Source organism: Rhizobium sp. R693 (genome assembly GCF_002211315.1).
GTDB lineage: Bacteria > Pseudomonadota > Alphaproteobacteria > Rhizobiales > Rhizobiaceae > Rhizobium.
On the sequence record NZ_LOKY01000002.1, the window covers coordinates 148,178 to 167,246 of the forward strand.

Consider the following 19,069-nt stretch of genomic DNA (forward strand, 5'->3'; position numbering starts at 1 on the left):
TCGTGATGCGCGAGCCGATTAGAAGCGTGCGCGTGCCGTGATCATGAACGTCCGCCCACGACCGGTTTCAATGGTGTTGCCTGCAATCGTGCTAGACGCAGGCGTGTAGGTCTTGTCGAAGACGTTGGTGACGCTTCCGGTGAGCTCGAAGCCCTTTTCGAACTTGTAGTTCGCAAAGAGGTCGACCAATCCGTAGCCTGGCTGGTACGGGCTGGTTCCAGCGGCAACATTCACGCTTCCGACGTAAGCTCGGCTGACGGCATAGAAGCGCGAGCCAACGGTGAGGCGCTGATCCTCGAGGAAGCGGGCACCGAGCGTCGCGCTGAAGATGCTGTCAGGCAGGTAGCTTTGCACGCCAAAGCCGTTGACCTGCGACGGCAGGTTCGTATCCGTGTAGGTGTAGGCAAGATCACCGAAGACAAAGCCCGCATCGTAGGCGGCCTGCAGCTCGAAGCCGCTGACTCTGGACGTGCCCGGATTGTTGACGAAGAAGATCTGCCGACCACCGTTGAGAAGTGCGGCGGTGATGTAATTGTCGATGTTGTCGTAGAAGTAATTTGCCTTTAGGCGGAAGCTATCGCCCGCATCCAGCAGTCCATCAAACTTGATATTCGCGCCGATTTCCCAACCCTTGGAGGTTTCCGGCTCCAGGAACGGATTCGGGAAGAAGCTCTGCGTCCCTCCTGGATGTGTACCGCCGGCAAAGATCTCGTTGACGGTCGGCGCACGCTGGGTTTCCGCGTACGTCACGTAGGGCTGGAACCACTCGGTCGGATTCAGTGCGAAGGTGAAGCTCGGGTTCAGACGCCCCTCTGACTTGTCGACGGTGTACGGACCGGCTGGCAAGCCCAACGGATTCCTGGCAACGACAGCGCCCGATCCGTCGAGGTTGAAGTGGTCGTAACGCAAACCGAGCGTCAGGTCCGCCATGCCGTAGGTCAGCGTGGTCGTGTCGAAAACGCCGAGGATAGCGCTTTTGCCACTGCCATTGACGCCACCCAAAGGCTGCGTCCGGCTGTTGATCACGTCATAGTCGTCGTGGAAGTATTCGACACCATAATTGGTGGTGACCGCGACGTCGCCGACATCGAACTTGGACGTGTTGGAAACATCGAAGCCAATGCCGGTGTCCTTGATCCGGCGACCGGCAGCCGAACCGCCGCCCGTGGCGTTCGTATCGTACTGCATCTCAAGGCGGTTATAGTAGAAGTTCGTCTTGAAATCGATCAAGTCGTTGTCGCCGGGCGTATAGGCATAGCTGGCGGTAAACGTCTTGTTCTTCACGTTCTGGAAGTACGAGTTCGCGAAGAAGTCGTTGTCGTAGCTGATCCCACCGAGCTTGATGGTGTTCTCGGCGTTCGGCGTGATTTCCGCCTTCAGCATGCCCGAAATCAGATCCTGCTCTGTGTAAGGCACGGTCACACCGTCACCGTTTTCAAAATTGCCCGGATCGCTCTTGCTGATACCGCCGAGAACGGCAAAGACATCGTTGAACCGATAGGCGCCGATAGCCGACTCGGACCAGCCGAGTTCGTTGGTCCCGACCGTCGCGGAGACGATGCCGCCGTAGTTCTTGTCGCCCTGGATCAGATCATCGATGTTATAGGTGCGGAAATTGACCGTACCAGCCAACGCACCGCCGCCGATACCGGTAACTGATCCACGGGTCACATCGATGCCCGCCAGGAACGCCGGATCGATATAGGTAAAGCCCTGCGCCTCGTGACCAGTGAACCTGAAGTTCTGGCGGACGCCGTCGATCGACATGTTGACGCGGCCGGACCCCTCGAAACCGCGAATGTTGACGGCTACACCGGGGTTCTGGGGATTATTGGCCGTCGACGTTCCCGGAACGCTGCGAAACAGATCATCCGTGCCCTGCCCCGCCTGGAGATCAATCTGGTCTGCCGTGACCGTGCTTGAAGGACCCGGCTTGGTGTAGGGATCGTTGGCGGCCTGCCTGCTACCCTTCACGATGATGGGCGAGAGGAAGGTATCAGCTTCGCTCTTTGCCTTTTGCTCTTCGGTAGTCTGCGCGGTTGAAGGTGCGCTTTGTGCGAGGGCGATGGCGGAAGGCATAACGATGGCGAGTGCCGTGCAGGCGAGTAGAACCGAGCGCGAGTGCTGGACGATCATGAAAACAACCCCTTGAGATAATGTCACCGGGCTGGCTGGTCGTGACGCGGCTGCGTTTTCGATGGGCTGGCTAGGCATTCAGACGAAGATTTTCGCCTTCTTTTTGCCGCATAAAAAACATGAGTATTATTGTCAATATATCAGGCCAATGTTATCTTGATTTAATAAGTCATATTTTTACCGCAACGATCAACGTTGCGAACTTGCAACGAAAATCGCATCCACACGTTCTCCTCCCGCATAAATATACAACGGGTGGATGCGTGAAGAAGATTATCGTGATTCTGGCAGCGCTGAGCTGCATCGGACTTTTGGCCAGCGCCAGCCTGCCGAAGAAGGGCTCCCAGCCGCAAATCCGGCCAGCGGAATCCGGCCCGGCTCCCCAAGCTCCAACGACTCCGCCAACGCCTGAACCAAAGCCGGACCGGCCCGATGCGGGAGCGCCTTCGACCGAGCCACCGCCGACCGACACTTCTGCCGAGCCAGAGAAGCAGGGACCGAAACTCCCTTCTCAGCAAACGCTGGAAGAGCAGCATCTGACAATCGCAGCAGAAAGTGATGAGGAACATTCCGAATGTATCAAAGAGCTGCAGAGCCTTGGCGTTGTCTTCACGGACATATCGCGGATCGACGATGGCAACGGCTGCGGCATCGACAAACCAATCAAGGTCACCGAAGTGCTACCGGGCATCAAAATCAAACCGGACGCGGTCTTTCGATGCCCTGTCGCCCTGGCCCTTGCTCGCTGGATGAAGGAGAGCGTGATACCGGCCGCCAGGGTCGCCGCGTCGGATCAGGGAAACATTGTCAGCGTCAACCAGGCATCATCCTATATCTGCCGCCTGCGCAATGGGGCGGAGACCGGCAAGGTGTCAGAGCATGCACGCGGTAACGCGATCGACATTGCAAGCTTCAGCTTCGAAAGGGGCAAGGACATCGCGGTGCAGCCCCGCAGGGAAGATCCAACACTGATCGGAGCCTTCCAGCGCACGATCAGCGCTGCCGGCTGTCTCTACTTCACCACGGTGCTGGATCCTGAAAGTGACGCAGCCCACGAAACGCACTTCCATCTCGATGTGTTGGAGCGGAACGGAGGATATCGCTATTGCCACTAGCAGGCTTCGCTAATTGTTGCCGACGCTCTGGGCTTGCCGACTCAATCTCCTCTGCGCCGAGTGCAGACATAAGGTGCCTTGATGCAGGCGATCTTGGGCGTGGAGCAAGCGGCTTTGCCATCGACCACGGCACAAATCGAACACTGATCGCCGAATTCCGTGCAGTCGGGATTCCTATTCATAAAGTCGGCCATGCTTTGTTCGGGAGCAACCTGCTTGCCAGCCACAACGCCGTTCACAGGCAATAAAAGAACCGCCGCCACTGCAAGAACATGGCATCGAGCAAAGCTACAAAGTGACATCGTCGTTTCCAATCCACGCCGGATAAACCTCCCCGCATTGCGGAGAGATTCAGAACAATCCCTCGATATAGCCCTGATCATTCAGATAGATCCGCTCCGCCGAGGGCAATCGCGGCAGGCCGGGCATCGTCATGATCTCACCGGTGATGGCGACGACGAAACCCGCGCCAGCCGAGAGACGCACTTCACGAACCGGCACGATATGCCCTTCGGGCGCGCCCCGCAGGTTCGGATCGGTCGAAAAGGAATATTGCGTCTTAGCCATGCAGACCGGCAGATGCCCGTAACCCTGCTCCTCCCAGGCATGTAACTGGTCCCTGACCGCCTTATCAGCCGTCACCTCACCTGCGTGGTAAATCTTCGAAGCCACGATCTCGATCTTCTCGAACAGGGAGACATCGTCGGGATAGAGCGGCGCAAATCGCGACTGTCCCGATTCCGCAAGCTCGACCACCTTGTAGGCGAGCTCCTCGATGCCGGCGGAGCCCTCGGCCCAGTGCCGGCAGAGGATCGCCTCCGCCCCCAAGCGCGAGACATATTCTTTCACCGCTGCGATTTCCGTGTCCGTATCCGAGACAAAGTGATTGATGGCGACGACGACGGGAACGCCGAACTTGCGAACATTGGCGATATGGCGACCGAGATTGGAGCAGCCCTTCTTCAGCGCGGCAACATTCTCGGCTCCAAGATCGTCCTTCTTCACCCCGCCATTCATCTTGAGCGCGCGCACCGTCGCAACGATGACAGCGGCATCCGGTTTCAATCCCGCCTTGCGGCATTTGATGTCGAAGAACTTCTCGGCGCCGAGATCCGCGCCGAAACCCGCTTCGGTCACGACATAGTCACCGAGCTTCAACGCCGTTTTCGTGGCGATGACCGAGTTGCAGCCGTGGGCAATGTTGGCGAATGGGCCGCCATGCACGAAGGCCGGATTGTTTTCCAGCGTCTGGACGAGGTTCGGCTGCATGGCGTCCTTCAGGAGAACCGCCATTGCTCCATCCGCCTTCAGGTCACGGGCAGAAACAGCCGACTTGTCGCGACGGTAACCGACGATGATCTTGCCGAGACGTTCTTCCAGATCCTCGAGATCCCTGGCGAGGCAAAGAATCGCCATCACCTCGGAAGCGACGGTGATGTCGAAGCCGTTCTGTCTGGGAAAGCCGTTGGCCACGCCGCCTAGCGAGGAGACCATCTCGCGTAGCGCCCGGTCGTTCATGTCCATCACGCGCCGCCAGGTGACGCGCCTCAGATCGATGTCCTGCTCGTTGCCCCAATAGATGTGATTGTCGATCATTGCGGCGAGCAGATTGTGGGCGGAGGTGATAGCGTGGAAATCGCCAGTGAAATGCAGGTTGATGTCTTCCATCGGAATGACCTGCGCATAACCGCCGCCCGCGGCCCCGCCCTTCACTCCGAAACATGGTCCAAGCGAAGCCTCGCGGATGCAGACGATCGCCTTCTTGCCGATCCGGTTCAGCCCATCGCCGAGGCCGACTGTCGTCGTCGTCTTGCCCTCGCCGGCAGGGGTCGGATTGATTGCCGTGACGAGAATCAGCCTGCCATCGGGCTTCTCTGCCTGCGCGGCAATGAATTGCGCGCTGAGCTTCGCCTTGTCATGCCCATACGGCGCGAGTTGCGCCTGAGGGATGCCAAGCCTTTCACCAATTTCGAAAATTGGCTTCTTCTCCGCCGCACGCGCAATCTCGATGTCGGATTTGTATGCTGCCATCCCCGTTTCCCCGCGGTTCTCCACGCTCGATCGGCGTCACATATTTGTTTCAACGGGATAGCGAAATATGCCGAGACTGTGAATAGCGCGCAGGTTGCCCAAAGCTCATCCAAGCAGCTATCGGTCAAGCATTGTTTCTATACGTTGCGAGGACCAGACATGAAATCACTCGAACTCATCGTCGAGCGCATCATCCTTTCGAGCCGTTGGATCCTCGTCGCCTTCTATCTCGGCCTTTCCCTCGCGCTCGCCGTTTATGCTGTCTCCTTCGGCTACAAATTCCTGAAGGTGGCCGGCGGCGTATTCGTCCTCAACGAGGGTAAATGATCCTCGCTATGCTCGGCCTGATTGACGCTGCACTGGTCGCCAGCCTCATCGTCATGGTGATGATCTCCGGCTACGAGAATTTCGTCAGCCGCTTTGAGGAGAGCGAGGACGATGTCTCGTTCATCGGCAAACTCGACGCCGGCAGCCTCAAAATCAAGGTCGCCTCGTCGATCGTGGCAATTTCATCAATCCATTTGCTGCAGGTCTTCCTGAATGCCGAGCAATACACCGATAGCAAGATCATGTGGCTGACGGCGATGCATCTGGCGTTTGTCGTCTCCGCGGTGATGCTCGGCTTCCTCGAGCAGATAACAAAAAAAGCGAAAGTGACGGACAAGATCTGATCGTGAAGCGATTCGCAGGCGATTGGTGCGCCCCGGACGAACCTCCATGTTTCCTTCGATGCTGCGCGGAGAGCCGGTCCCGTTTCCTTGGGTTGCGTTTTGAACACGAAACGCCGCAACCATAGGACGATCCTGTGGTTAAAGTAATACATTTGAAATTAATCACTGCGCGCCCCGCCGTTTCGCACTAGCAAATATATCAGTTTGCATATTCTATAGCGCTGAAATGAAGGTAAGCAGGGACGCATTGATGTCTTACATGACTACCTCGGAAAGGCAGCTGTCTCTGGCCACGGAGATTTCAGCGACCAATACCAGGGCCGAATTCGCACAAATTCTCGTCAAAGTAGCGCGCGCCTATGGCTTCCGGCATATCACCTTGATGCTTGCGCCAGCTCTTGAAAGCGTTCTCCTCAAAACCCTCCTCATTGAAACATCGCTTCCATCCGCCTACTTCAACCAATTCGACCGCGCCCGCATCATGCGTTTTCCCATGCTGTCGATGGGAATGGGCGACTCGGCTCTTCCGCGCTCATGGAGCCTTTCCGACAACTCCTGCGCCTACACTTTCCCGAACGAGTTGAACAAGCTTCAGCACGACTTCGGCATTCCCACCGGCGTTGCGCTCCCGGCATATACCCGCGACGGTGAGCGAATCCTGTTCTGGCTGGCCGGTGACCGCCCGGTGCTTGGACAAACCGAGCTCAACGAACTCGCGATGGTGACTCTCCATCTGCTTGACGCCTATCACCGCACGAAGCAATCGAAGGTTACCGAGCATACGCCGCTTTCCGCTCGCGAACGCGAGGTCGTTCGCTGGACGGCGCAGGGAAAAACTTCGATCGAGATCGGCCAGATCCTCTCGTTGTCGGATCACACCGTGAATGCCTATATGACCAGCGCCATCAAGAAACTCGACTGCGTGAACCGGACGCAACTTGTCGCCAAGGCGATCCGGATGAAGCTGATCAACTGAGCGTGACGCTCAGCGATCGAGCACAGAGCGAATTTCGACGAGATTCGACCTGACGCGAAGAATATAGAAGCCCATCGTCGCCAGATGGCTCGGCATGATCCAGCCGTCCTCCCGACCGTTGGAAATAATTGCCGGCTGAATTTGCAACGCCGCCTGGAACTGCCTCATCGTTGCGCCGAATATGGCGCCTAGATTGCGCTCCGCGACGACCTGGGAAAAGTCGGACTGTGCGGCGGCAAGGATCGCGTAGTAGGCATAGAGCTGCCCGTAAGCGAACCAGAAGCGGTCGTCTGCGCGTGTGTCGAACCAGCCGCGATGATGATTCTGTGAGCGGTCTGCAAGCACGTCCGAAGTGCTGCCGAGATCGTTGGCGATACGATCGATGAACTGGATGAGGTTATCCGCGCGCCCATCGAAGATCGCGTTGCAGGCTGCCAGATCCGTATTGAACTTGCGCAGGCTTTCGAGAGCGGATCGATAATAGCTCGGTGTGGGCGTCTTCGGCCCGAACGGATCAAGTCCAAAATACCAGCTGTATTCGTCGAACTGCAGGTTGCCGCGCGCTTTCTGCAGGTCGTTGTTGATCCCCGAGGTGCCGCGCACACGTCCGAGCGTGTCGACCAGTTCAACCGAGGTGCGGCGAACCGCCTGATTCACACCACGCTGGAACGACGCCTTATTGTCGAGAAACGGCGTATGATCCCAGTCGACGCCGAAAAGGCCGAGACGATAGAGCAGCATGGACGAGATCCACGCATTCTGATTGACGTTGAAGTCGACCAGGTCGGCCACGACATCGACGATGGCAGAACGCTGGCAGGTCTTGGTGGTCGCCGCGCTGTCTGTTGACGGCAGCTCCTGTCCAGCGGGAACCTTTCGCTCAGAAAGTCTGTATTCGTTGACGAAGGACGGGTTGAATCCGGACCAGACCTGCGTCTGCCAGATAAAATAGCAATAGAGAACGGCAAGCAGCCCGATAAAACCAAGGATCGGCAACCGGACCATCCAGGTGCGCTGAACGTACCAGCCGCGGGCAGCGATAAATGGCCAGAACGCCCAGGCAAAGAAAATCCGCGCCCAGCGTCCGATGATCCGGCCGATCAGCCTGAAAAAACCGGCGATCCGGTCGAGCATCGTCTTCTCCTTGCCGTGGTGGACAAAAATTGTCTGCGCAATGACATATGCGCTCGCTCGGGGAAGGACAATATCGTGCTGATATTATTGTTTCTTCGGAGCCTAGGAACGCAGAAAGCGGAAACGCAGCCGCTTGGAGATCTTCGTCGCATCGATGAGCGGCTCTCCTGAGCCATCGTCCGCCTCGGGCCCGAAGGTCACGAACTTGTTCGCGAAGGCAGCATCGGCGGCTCGCTTGCGGTGCTCCAGTTCCTGCGGCACCAGCATGTTGCGCTCGAACAATTCAATCGGACCGGCAATCGCGGGAAAAAGCTCTGCCGAAATCTGTACCTTTGACCCGGGAATGTCGGTGTCCACCTGCGCCTGATAGATCAGTAACCGCTCTTCGGTGTCGATCACCATTTTGCGGCCGAGAACGTTGCACTGGCCGACCTGCCTATTCAACGCATCGACGAAAACCTGGAAGAGATTGATGAAGCGTTCGCGGCGCTGACTATCCTCGCGCATTCCGCGCTCTTCATCGGATGCACGGTCGGCCTGCGCTTTCAGCGCGCGGCGCTCTTCTTCCATGCGTTCCCATTCGGCCCTGCTTCCGTAGAGACCGATCCTGCCCTGCGTCGTCAACGCCTTGGCGTTCAATTCCCGGATGCGAAGGCGGGCGATATCGATCCTGTCAACAAGCCGACGGCGCTGTTCGACGATGCCGATCAATCCATGCTCGGCCAACTTGTGAAAGTCGATGGCAATCGTGCGGTAGCTCGCAATAACCGCGGCGGTTTCGTTCGACTTTACCAAGAGGTCGCGCAACCGCTCCACAACAGGCGCAGCGCGCACCCGCGCGCTATGGCGACGCCACATCCGCTGGCGAGAAAAGCGACCAATGAATTTCTCACCTGGCGTCAGGCCACGGAAACTGTCGAGATCTGCCGACACCTTGACCGTCAGCGTGTCGAGGACGGATACGAGTTCCGCGAGGAGATTGGTCAGGCTCGCGCCGTTCGTGACAAACGCCTGGAACCGCCCATTCTCGACAAGGAAACGCTCATCGTCGACAGCAGCCCCTTGGCGGGCAAATTCGGTGACGAAATCGACACAAACCTTGGCTTCAAGACGCAGCTGTTCCGGAAGCGCTCGTGCCGCTTCCAGCTGAGTATCAAAGGAGAAAGGCTTGCGCACCGGGACGCCTCCATGAATCGGTTACCGCGAACCTAGCGCATAAGCCGCCGAACCGGAATCGATTTGAGGAATGGTCATACCGCTTCGGCGAGCCATTGCCCGTTCATGGCATCATCCCAATGGCGCCGGCAGAGCGACACATACTTTTCGTTGCCTCCGACATCGATCTGCGCGCCTTCACGCAGCACCTTTCCTTCCGCATCAAGACGCACCACCATTGTCGCCTTGCGTCCGCAATGGCAGATCGTCCGCACTTCACGCATCTCGTCAGCGATCGCGAGAAGCTCCTCTGAAGCCGGAAAAAGCTTCCCCTGGAAATCCGTCCTCAGGCCATACACCATGACCGGAATGTTCATCCGGTCGACGATCCGGGCAAGCTGCCAGACATGCTCGCGCGTCATGAAGTGAGCTTCGTCGACGAAGACGCAAGCGATGGGTTCCCCCTCCTTGCTGAGCTCGCCAATCAAGGCCTGCAAGTCTGCTTCCGGTTCGAAGGCGACGGCGCTGGCCTGCAGTCCAATCCGGGAGCCGATGATCCCCTTTCCGGCACGCTCGTCGAAGGCCGCTATCAGCAGAACGACGCGCATGCCGCGCTCCTCGTAATTGTAGGAAGCTTGCAGCAGCATCGTCGACTTGCCGGCGTTCATGGTCGAGTAGTTAAAATAGAGTTTTGCCATCGTTTTCTCCGTCTTTCGCTTCTTGAAAGCTCGAAACGTCAAAGAAAAGTCCCCCTTTTTGATAATCACAGGAAATTCCCGGCCGAAAATGCCCAAAACCCTTGAAATTCCGGCACTCCGCGAAAAAGTGCTCACGTCGCAATCGGGTACTCCAATGCGGCGCAAACGCGCTCAGGTCGCTTGTAAAACTCGGCTATTGGTGATTGGCTTGGGAACGTAAGACTGGGAGTCTAAAATGAAAACAACAAGCGTATTCAAACTGACCACCGCCACCGCAGTTGCCGCTCTCTCTGTCGCAACCGCTGCATTCTCCGCCGACCCGGACAGCTGCTCCACCGTCCATTTCTCGGACGTTGGTTGGACGGATATCACCGCGACCACCGCCACTGCCTCCGTGGTCCTGAAAGGACTGGGCTACGCCCCCGACGTCAAGGTTCTTTCGGTTCCGGTTACCTATCAATCACTGAAAAACAAGGACATCGACATTTTCCTGGGTAACTGGATGCCGACCCAGGAGAAAGACGTTCGTCCCTTCCTCGACGATAAGTCGGTGGAGTCCTTTGGCCCGAACCTCGTCGGCGCAAAATACACGTTGGCAACCAATGCCAAGGGCGCTGAACTCGGCATCAAGGACTTCAAGGACATCGCCGCCCATAAGGACGAACTCGACGGCAAGATCTACGGGATCGAGCCGGGCAACGATGGCAATCGCCTCGTCATGGACATGATCGACAAGAACACCTTCGGCCTGAAGGGCATGGAAGTGGTTGAATCGTCCGAGCAAGGCATGCTTGCGCAAGTCGCCCGCACGGAGAAGGAAGGAAAGCCGGTCGTCTTCCTCGGCTGGGAACCCCACCCGATGAACGACAACTTCAAGCTTACCTATTTGACGGGTGGCGACGACATCTTCGGACCGGACTTCGGTGGCGCCAAGGTGTTCACCAACGTTCGTGCGGGCTACCTCAACGAATGCCCGAACGTCGGCGCCTTGCTCAAGAACATGATTTTCTCTCTGGAAATGGAAAATCAGGTGATGGGCAAGATCCTGAACGACGGTGACGAGCCGGAAAAGGCTGCGACGGAATGGCTGAAGGCCAATCCGTCCGCGCTGGATCCGTGGCTTGCGGGCGTGAAGACTCGCGACGGCAGCGGTGACGGCCTTGCGGCTGTCAAGAAAAGCCTCGGCCTGTGACAATGACGAGCGGGGTGGTTTGCACCACCCCGCTTCCGATATCATCGCTATTGTTCTTGCTCTTTCTGGATAGGCGAGCCCTTGACTTGGATCACTGAATCTAAAATCCCCATCGGCGCGTGGGCGAAAGCTTTCGTGGACTGGCTGACGTCGAATGCCGATTGGTTCTTCAACCAGCTCGCCTTCCTGTTGTCGCACGTCATCGACGGGCTGCTGTTCGTTTTGCAGAAGCCGCATCCTCTGATCGTCATCCTTGCCATCGGCGGGATTGCCTACTGGCTCCGGCGCTCGATTGTTGTGGCGGTATTCACCTGGCTTGGGCTGCTGCTCATCATGAACCAGGGCTACTGGAAAGAAACCACCGAAACCCTGGCGCTGGTCCTGGCATCCACTTTCGTCAGTATGCTCGTCGGCATCCCGCTTGGCATCGCCGCCGCGCGCCGCGCTTGGGTCTACGCGGCACTGCGCCCAATTCTTGACTTGATGCAGACCATTCCGACATTCGTTTATCTGATTCCCGCGCTTATTCTTTTCGGCCTCGGTATGGTTCCTGGCTTGATCGCCACTGTCATTTTCGCGATCCCGGCCCCGATCCGCCTGACACGTCTGGGCATCATCTCGACGCCGCCATCGCTCGTAGAAGCCGCAGAGTCTTTCGGCGCAACGCCGATGCAGGTGCTGCGCAAAGTCGAACTGCCCTACGCTACACCGCAGATTATGGCAGGCCTGACGCAGACGATCATGCTGTCGCTCTCGATGGTCGTGATCGCCGCGCTCGTAGGCGCCGATGGTCTCGGCGTGCCGGTTGTTCGCGCGCTCAATACGGTCAATGTCGCCAAGGGCTTCGAAGCTGGACTCTGTATCGTTATTCTCGCGATTATTCTCGACCGCATGTTCCGTGCGACAGGTGAAGGAGAAGGCGTATGACCGCGGTCCGCTTCGACAACGTCAGCATCGTCTTCGGCGATAAACCAGAAAGCGCCCTCGCTTTGGCCGATCAGGGAAAGAACCGCGACGAAATCGGCGCCGCGACCGGTCTCGTTCTCGGCGTGGCGGATGCCTCACTCTCGGTACAGGAAGGCGAGATCCTGGTCCTCATGGGCCTTTCCGGCTCCGGTAAATCGACCTTGCTTCGTGCCGTGAACGGGCTGGCACCCGTCGTGCGCGGGGAAGTTTCGGTCGCAACGCCAAACGGGCTCTGCAATCCCTACAAGACCACCGCGAAGGGCTTGCGCGACCTGCGCATGCACACTGTCTCGATGGTCTTCCAGCAGTTCGCGCTCTTGCCATGGCGCACCGTGGCGGAGAATGTCGGTTTCGGTCTCGAACTCGCGGGTATGCCGGAGGCCGAACGCAAGAAACGCGTCGGTGAACAGCTCGAACTCGTCAACCTGACCAAATGGGCCGACCGCAAGGTCAATGAGCTATCCGGCGGCATGCAACAGCGTGTCGGCCTTGCCCGTGCCTTTGCCACGGGTGCGCCGATCCTGCTGATGGACGAGCCGTTCTCGGCGCTCGATCCGCTGATCCGCACGCGCCTGCAGGACGAGCTTCTCGAGTTCCAGCGGCGGCTGAAGAAGACCATCCTCTTCGTCAGCCACGACCTGGACGAAGCGTTCCGCATCGGCAACCGCATCGCCATCATGGAGGGCGGGCGCATCATCCAGTGCGGCACGCCGCAGGAGATCGTCAAGAACCCCGCCGACCAGTATGTCGCCGACTTCGTCCAGCACATGAACCCGATCAGCATGCTGACGGCGCGGGACGTCATGCAGGCCGGTCTCGGCCACGCGGCCGCAGGCGCCAGCGTCAGCGGCACGGCACGGGCCGAAACGCCGCTGATCGACATCCTGGATGCCCTTTCACGCCAACCTGGCAGCATCGGGGTTGTCGAAAACGGCGCGATCGTCGGCACCATTTCGGCGCAAGACGTCGTCGAAGGTTTGACGCAGCATCGCCGCAAAGAAGAGGCTTGATCCTACCGTCCGCTTCCGCCAAAAAAGTGGACATGAAAGATCAAGCTTCCGTTCTCAGGGAAACCGACGGAGAAGCCCGCAAGCTCGCTCGCACGCTTCTCCGTTCCGCCCGTTACGCCGCAATCGCCGTTCTCGACCCCGGGACCGGTTTCCCCTTTGCCAGCCGGGTCCTCCTCGGCACCGACATCGACGGTGTTCCCGTCATTCTCGTCTCGGGCTTGTCGACGCATACCCGCGCGCTCGACGCCGATCGCCGCGCTTCGCTTCTGACAGGCGAGCCTGGCAAGGGCGATCCGCTTGCTCATGCACGCCTGACGACCCAATGCCTTGCCGAACCGGTCGAGCGCGACAGTGAGGTCTACGCGCGAATTCGCAGCCGCTTCCTCAGCCGCCATGCCAAGGCAAAGCTCTATATCGATTTCCCTGATTTCCGTTTCTTCCGGCTTGTGCCGCAGTCCGCAAGTCTCAATGGCGGATTTGGTCGCGCCTATGTGCTGGAAGGCGTAGATCTTACGATTCGATCTCCCGGCAACGAAGCGGTGGCAGCGCAAGCGGACGCGATAGTGCAAGAATTGCTAGCCAGGCACCCAGACCTCGCGGCTAGGGCCGCAGCGAGCGTGAAGGCCGGCAACGGCGATTGGCGCATTTGTGGAGTGGATTGCGCCGGTTTCGATCTCATTTCGGGTGATTTGCTTTTGCGTTGCGAGTTCGACGCCGTCGCGCAGGCCGTTGAGGACGTTTATTCACATATACCTAACATGAAATACGCAATACCTGAAATTTAGCTATATACAATCTTGACGCTGTATTGATAGTTTTCGCCGTCCGGCATTGAGCGGGAACGTGCGTTTTTGAAATTAGTTTCACATCAGGAAGAAGGTATGGACACAATCGATTTAACCGCCAATGCAAACGTTGCCGCTGCCCTGTTGTCGGCAATGGCGAACCCCAAGAGACTTCTCATTCTCTGCAACCTCGTGAGGGGCGAAATCCCGGTTGGCGCGCTGGCGCAAGAGGTCGGTTTGAGCCAGTCCGCGCTCTCGCAGCACCTATCCAAGCTGCGCGCTCAGAAGCTGGTCAAGACCCGCCGCGACGCTCAGACGATCTACTACTCGAGCAATTCCGAGCAGGTTCTCAAAATCCTCGAAGCACTCACGGACATCTATACTGTTCAAAACCGCACAAAGTCTGCGGCATAGGGACGCGCTGACATAACGTCAGCCTATAAGCCGCACTGCTGAGGGATGCATCCGGAATAGTGCGGCACCTTATTTCAGCACGTCTACATACTCTTAGACCGGCAGAAATGCCGGTCTATTTTTTGTAGTGTCCATTGGAGCGACAAGCACGCAGCAGGTCCGCAGCTTGACGCCCGGAGAAGCGCTGATAATTTGACCGGGCAGTAAAAAACCGCCTCAGCCAATACCGGGAACGGCCTCCGAAACGGCCATGGAGAACAGCATGTCCAACCGCCTCAATACCACGCCAAATGACCTGCGGGCCTTTTGGATGCCCTTCACTGCGAACCGTCAGTTCAAGAAGGAGCCGCGTCTCTTTGTTAGCGCCAAGGACATGTACTACCAGACTCATGACGGCCGCCAGGTGCTCGACGGCACCGCCGGCCTATGGTGCGTCAATGCCGGCCACTGCCGGCCGAAGATCACCGAGGCGATCCGCGAACAGGCGGGCGAACTCGATTATGCGCCGGCGTTCCAGCTTGGCCATCCCAAGGCCTTCGAACTGGCGAACCGCCTTGTCGACATCGCGCCCGAAGGTATGGATCACGTTCTCTACACCAATTCGGGGTCTGAATCGGTCGAGACGGCTCTCAAGGTGGCGCTTGCCTATCATCGCGTGAAGGGCAACGGCTCGCGCTTCCGTCTGATCGGCCGGGAGCGCGGCTATCATGGTGTCAACTTCGGCGGTATTTCCGTTGGCGGCATCGTCTCCAACCGCAAGATGTTCGGCACCCTGCTAACAGGCGTCGACCATATGCCGCACACCCATCTGCCCGGCAAGAATGCCTTCACTCGCGGCCAGCCCGAGCATGGCGGCGACCTGGCGACCGAGCTTGAGCGCATCGTCACGCTGCACGACGCTTCGACCATCGCGGCCGTCATCGTCGAGCCGATCGCCGGCTCGACCGGCGTCCTGATCCCGCCGAAGGGCTACCTGCAGAAGCTCCGCGAGCTTTGCACCAAGCACGGCATCCTGTTGATCTTCGACGAAGTCATCACCGGCTTCGGCCGTCTTGGCGCCCCGTTCGCTGCGCAGTATTACGACGTCAAGCCTGACATGATCACCACCGCGAAGGGCCTGACCAACGGTGTCATTCCGATGGGTGCGGTCTTCGTGACAGCGGAGATCCACGATGCGTTCATGAACGGCCCGGAGCACATGATCGAGTTCTTCCACGGCTATACCTATTCCGGCAATCCGATCGCCTCGGCGGCCGCACTCGCCACGCTCGACACCTACAAGGAAGAAGGCCTTCTGACCCGTGCGGCGGAACTCTCCGACTACTGGGCCGACGCGCTGCACTCACTAAAGGATTGCCCGAATGTCATCGATATCAGGAACACCGGCCTGATCGGCGCCATCGAACTTGATCCGATTGCTGGCGAGCCGACCAAGCGCGCCTTCACCGCCTTCCTGAAGGCCTATGAGAAGGGCCTGCTGATCCGCACCACCGGCGACATCATCGCGCTCTCGCCGCCGCTGATCATCGAGAAGCACCACATCGACGAACTTTTCGGAAAACTGCGCGAAATTCTGCAAAACAACATCTAAACAACGCGTTTTCGGGCCCGTTTTTGCCAAATCCGGCAAAACCGGGCCCTATTTCTTTATCTTCTTGCGAAATCAGCAGTAAATTCCTAAGAAACTTGCTGCGCACTCGCCGAAGCCAAACATGGCAGGCGGATGCTTCGGCCGCGCGGCCGCTGATCGTCTCTTGGCGCATCCCGCAAGGGCTGTTGTACGATCTGGGCTTGCCGCTGCGGTACTTAAATCGCGGGTTTGAAACCCACCCAAGGAGAAAGAAAATGAGTCTGAAGACTTTGTCGGCGGCCCTTGTCGCCTCGCTTGCCTTCGCGCCGCTCGCCCACGCAGACATCACGATCGGCCTTATTGCGCCTCTGACCGGTGCGGTGGCCGCCTATGGCGATCAGGTGAAGAATGGCGCGCAAACTGCGGTTGATGAAATCAACAAGAAAGGCGGCATCCTCGGCGAAAAAGTCATCCTCAAATACGCCGACGACGCCGGTGAACCCAAGCAAGGCGTTTCCGCCGCAAACCAGCTCGTCGGCGATGGCATCCGCTTCGTCGTTGGCCCGGTCACCTCGGGCGTGGCGATCCCGGCATCCGACGTTCTCGCCGAAAACGGCGTCCTGATGGTCACTCCGACTGCGACGGCTCCCGATCTCACCAAACGCGGTCTCGCCAACGTCCTGCGCACCTGCGGTCGTGACGATCAGCAGGCCGAAGTCGCCGCCAACTACGTCTTGAAGAATTTCAAGGACAAGCGCGTCGCGATCATCAACGACAAGGGCGCCTACGGCAAGGGTTTGGCGGATGCCTTCAAGGCCACGCTGAATGCCGGCGGCATGAAGGAAGTACTCGACGACTCGCTGACCCCTGGCGATAAGGACTTCAGCGCGCTCACCACCCGCCTCAAGGCTGAGAACGTCGACGTCGTCTATTTCGGTGGCTATCACCCGGAAGGTGGCCTGCTGGCCCGCCAGCTGCATGACCTCTCCGTCAAGGCGACAATCATCGGCGGCGACGGCCTCTCCAACAGCGAGTTCTGGAACATCGGCACCGACGCAGCTGGTGGCACGATCTTCACCAATGCCATGGACGCAACGAAGAGCCCGGACTCCAAGGCAGCAGCCGACGCGCTGAAGGCCAAGGGCATCCCGGCCGAAGCCTTCACGCTCAACGCCTACGCCGCAGTCGAAGTGCTGAAGGCCGGCATCGAGAAGGCAGGCAGCGTCGAAGATTCCGAAGCAGTCGCCAAGGCGCTCAAGGGCGGCGAGCCGATTTCGACCGCAATCGGCAAGCTGACCTACGGCGAAACCGGCGACCTGACCTCGCAGAGCTTCGCGCTCTACAAGTGGGAAGGCGGCAAGATCGTTCCGGCTGAATAAGCTGTCGATCTCCCGATCGTAATCGCCGGGCGTCCCTGTGGGCGCCCGGTTTTCGTTTGTGGCCCGGATGGTAAGCCGACCTCGCTTTGTCGGACACATGGGCTATAAGTGGTAAAACGCCAGCACGAGGATGCCCATGACTGCCAAGCTCGAACGCCTCATTGACCAGGGAATGGGCCGCTTGCCTGCCGATATCGTCTTGAAAGGCGGACGTTTCTTCGATCTCGTGACCGGCGAACTGGTGGCTTCGGATATCGGGATGGCTCAAGACCGCATAGTCGGCACGTGCGGCAGCTATGACGGCGATACCGAGATCGATATCTCGGGAAAGATCGTCGTGCCTGGCTTCATCGACACCCACCTCCATATCGAGTCATCGCTGGTGACGCCGCACGAGTTCGACCGCTGCGTTCTGCCTTATGGCGTGACGACTGCCATCTGCGACCCGCACGAGATCGCCAATGTTCTCGGCACCGAAGGCATTCAGTATTTTTTGGATTCCTCGCTCGAAACGATCATGGACATCCGCGTCCAACTCTCCTCCTGCGTGCCCGCCACGCATCTGGAAACATCCGGCGCCGATCTGCCGATCGAACGGCTCCTTCCCTTCCGCCATCATCCTAAGGTCATCGGCCTTGCCGAGTTCATGAACTTCCCCGGCGTGATCCACAAGGATCCGATCTGCATGGCGAAGCTCGACGCTTTCCAGGGCCAGCATATTGACGGCCACGCCCCACTGCTCTTGGGCAATGATCTCAACGGCTATCTCGCAGCCGGCATCCGCACCGAGCACGAATGCACGAGTGCTGCCGAAGCGCTGGAAAAAATCCGCAAGGGCATGCACATCCTCATACGCGAGGGCTCCGTGTCGAAAGATCTCGCAGCCCTGATGCCCATCATCACCGAACGCCTGTCACCCTACCTCGCGCTTTGCACAGATGACCGCAACCCGCTCGATATCGCGGAACAGGGCCATCTCGATTACATGATCCGCACCGCCATCAAAAGCGGCGTGGAGCCGCTCGCCATTTACCGCGCTGCCTCGATCTCGGCTGCCCGTGCTTTTGGCCTGAGAGACCGCGGTCTCGTCGCCCCAGGCTGGCGCGCGGACCTCGTGGTCATCGACAGCCTCGAAAACTGCCGTGCGGACCTCGTCTTTGCGGCGGGTCGCCAGGTGACGACAGAGCTTTTCGCCACGCGCAAGCCCGTGGAGCCGGTCGGCCTCGACAGCGTCAAGGCTAGGCCTGTCAACGCCGCCCATTTCGGCGTTCCGGTTGCCGATGGTGAAACGCCCGTGATCGGCGTCACCCCTGGTAAGATCATCACCGAACATCGCCGCTATCGGCTGCCGGTGAACGGCAACCAGACCGACGTCGATCTCGGCAACGACATCATCAAGGTCGCCGTCATCGAGCGGCATGGCAAGAACGGCAACCATGCCAACGGTTTTGTCCAGGGGTTCGGCCTGAAGAAGGGTGCGATCGCCTCGACCGTCGGCCATGACAGCCACAACATCTGCGTCGTCGGCGTCAGCGAGGACGATATGGCGCTCGCCGCCAATCGTCTCGGCGAAATCAAGGGCGGCTTCGTGGTCGTCGAGGATGGCAAGGTCACCGGCGAAATCGCCCTGCCCGTTGCCGGCCTGATGAGCCTCGAGCCCTACGAGACGGTGCGCGACACGCTCCACCATCTGCGCAAGGCCGCCTATGCGCTCGGCACGACACTGGAAGAACCCTTCCTGCAGGTCGCCTTCCTGCCGCTGCCGGTCATTCCGCACCTGAAGATCTCGGATCGCGGAATGGTCGATGTCGACAAGTTTGCCCTGATCGGGTGAGCG

16 protein-coding genes and 1 pseudogene are annotated in these 19,069 nt (G+C 58.8%); 11 read left to right on the forward strand and 6 right to left on the reverse strand.

Annotated features, from left to right (window positions below):
- Nucleotides 1-18: 18 nt before the first annotated feature.
- Nucleotides 19-2,136, reverse strand: a complete 2,118-nt coding sequence (locus ATY79_RS03510; protein WP_088703076.1) for a TonB-dependent receptor — start codon at nt 2,134-2,136, stop codon at nt 19-21.
- Between the two features lie 263 nt (nt 2,137-2,399).
- On the opposite strand from ATY79_RS03510, the gene ATY79_RS03515 reads away from it, so the two are divergent.
- Nucleotides 2,400-3,251 carry an extensin family protein gene (locus ATY79_RS03515; RefSeq protein WP_088703077.1) on the forward strand — a complete coding sequence of 284 codons (852 nt, stop codon included), beginning with the start codon at nt 2,400-2,402 and terminating at the stop codon, nt 3,249-3,251.
- Between the two features lie 41 nt (nt 3,252-3,292).
- Here ATY79_RS03515 and ATY79_RS03520 read toward each other — a convergent pair whose 3' ends face one another.
- Both ATY79_RS03520 and ATY79_RS03525 read right to left on the reverse strand, forming a co-directional pair.
- A complete protein-coding gene (locus ATY79_RS03520) occupies nt 3,293-3,553 on the reverse strand; it encodes a hypothetical protein (RefSeq protein WP_088695283.1) in 261 nt (86 codons plus the stop codon).
- Between the two features lie 49 nt (nt 3,554-3,602).
- A complete protein-coding gene (locus ATY79_RS03525; protein WP_088703078.1) occupies nt 3,603-5,282 on the reverse strand; it encodes a formate--tetrahydrofolate ligase in 1,680 nt (559 codons plus the stop codon).
- 159 nt (nt 5,283-5,441) lie between these two features.
- On the opposite strand from ATY79_RS03525, the pseudogene ATY79_RS03530 reads away from it, so the two are divergent.
- Together ATY79_RS03530 and ATY79_RS03535 are read left to right on the forward strand one after the other, a co-directional pair.
- Nucleotides 5,442-5,953 (forward strand): annotated as a pseudogene (locus tag ATY79_RS03530) (TIGR00645 family protein).
- Between the two features lie 250 nt (nt 5,954-6,203).
- Entirely contained in the window at nt 6,204-6,929 is a 726-nt protein-coding gene (locus ATY79_RS03535) for a LuxR C-terminal-related transcriptional regulator (protein ID WP_088695281.1), read from the forward strand.
- Nucleotides 6,930-6,938: 9 nt separating this feature from the next.
- On the opposite strand, the gene ATY79_RS03540 is transcribed toward ATY79_RS03535, so the two are convergent.
- From ATY79_RS03540 to ATY79_RS03550, 3 genes are all read right to left on the reverse strand, one after another.
- The gene (locus ATY79_RS03540) at nt 6,939-8,063 is read right to left on the reverse strand and encodes a DUF2333 family protein (RefSeq protein WP_088703079.1); all 1,125 of its coding nucleotides are present in this window, start codon (nt 8,061-8,063) and stop codon (nt 6,939-6,941) included.
- A 102-nt stretch (nt 8,064-8,165) separates the two neighbouring features.
- Nucleotides 8,166-9,239 (reverse strand): hypothetical protein, encoded by a 1,074-nt coding sequence (locus ATY79_RS03545; protein ID WP_088703080.1) that lies wholly within the window; start codon nt 9,237-9,239, stop codon nt 8,166-8,168.
- Nucleotides 9,240-9,313: 74 nt separating this feature from the next.
- Nucleotides 9,314-9,916, reverse strand: a complete 603-nt coding sequence (locus ATY79_RS03550) for a thymidine kinase (protein WP_007789867.1) — start codon at nt 9,914-9,916, stop codon at nt 9,314-9,316.
- 235 nt (nt 9,917-10,151) lie between these two features.
- On the opposite strand from ATY79_RS03550, the gene ATY79_RS03555 reads away from it, so the two are divergent.
- The 8 genes from ATY79_RS03555 to ade all read left to right on the forward strand — a co-directional run bounded on the left by ATY79_RS03555 (nt 10,152) and on the right by ade (nt 19,066).
- On the forward strand, nt 10,152-11,108 hold the full coding sequence (locus tag ATY79_RS03555) for a choline ABC transporter substrate-binding protein (protein ID WP_088695278.1): 957 nt from the start codon (nt 10,152-10,154) through the stop codon (nt 11,106-11,108).
- A gap of 81 nt (nt 11,109-11,189) precedes the next feature.
- The gene (gene choW / locus ATY79_RS03560) at nt 11,190-12,035 is read left to right on the forward strand and encodes a choline ABC transporter permease subunit (protein WP_088695277.1); all 846 of its coding nucleotides are present in this window, start codon (nt 11,190-11,192) and stop codon (nt 12,033-12,035) included.
- Nucleotides 12,032-13,084 (forward strand): choline ABC transporter ATP-binding protein, encoded by a 1,053-nt coding sequence (choV, locus tag ATY79_RS03565; protein ID WP_088695276.1) that lies wholly within the window; start codon nt 12,032-12,034, stop codon nt 13,082-13,084. The genes choW and choV overlap by 4 nt, the downstream gene beginning before the upstream one ends.
- A gap of 32 nt (nt 13,085-13,116) precedes the next feature.
- A complete protein-coding gene (locus ATY79_RS03570; RefSeq protein ID WP_088703081.1) occupies nt 13,117-13,869 on the forward strand; it encodes a pyridoxamine 5'-phosphate oxidase family protein in 753 nt (250 codons plus the stop codon).
- Nucleotides 13,870-13,965: 96 nt separating this feature from the next.
- The gene (locus tag ATY79_RS03575; protein ID WP_088695274.1) at nt 13,966-14,283 is read left to right on the forward strand and encodes a metalloregulator ArsR/SmtB family transcription factor; all 318 of its coding nucleotides are present in this window, start codon (nt 13,966-13,968) and stop codon (nt 14,281-14,283) included.
- A 262-nt stretch (nt 14,284-14,545) separates the two neighbouring features.
- Nucleotides 14,546-15,874 (forward strand): aspartate aminotransferase family protein, encoded by a 1,329-nt coding sequence (locus ATY79_RS03580; RefSeq protein WP_088695273.1) that lies wholly within the window; start codon nt 14,546-14,548, stop codon nt 15,872-15,874.
- 254 nt (nt 15,875-16,128) lie between these two features.
- Nucleotides 16,129-17,232 (forward strand): branched-chain amino acid ABC transporter substrate-binding protein, encoded by a 1,104-nt coding sequence (locus ATY79_RS03585; protein WP_088695272.1) that lies wholly within the window; start codon nt 16,129-16,131, stop codon nt 17,230-17,232.
- A 136-nt stretch (nt 17,233-17,368) separates the two neighbouring features.
- Nucleotides 17,369-19,066, forward strand: coding sequence for an adenine deaminase (gene ade / locus ATY79_RS03590; protein WP_088695271.1), 1,698 nt, complete (start codon nt 17,369-17,371; stop codon nt 19,064-19,066).
- Nucleotides 19,067-19,069: the final 3 nt, after the last annotated feature.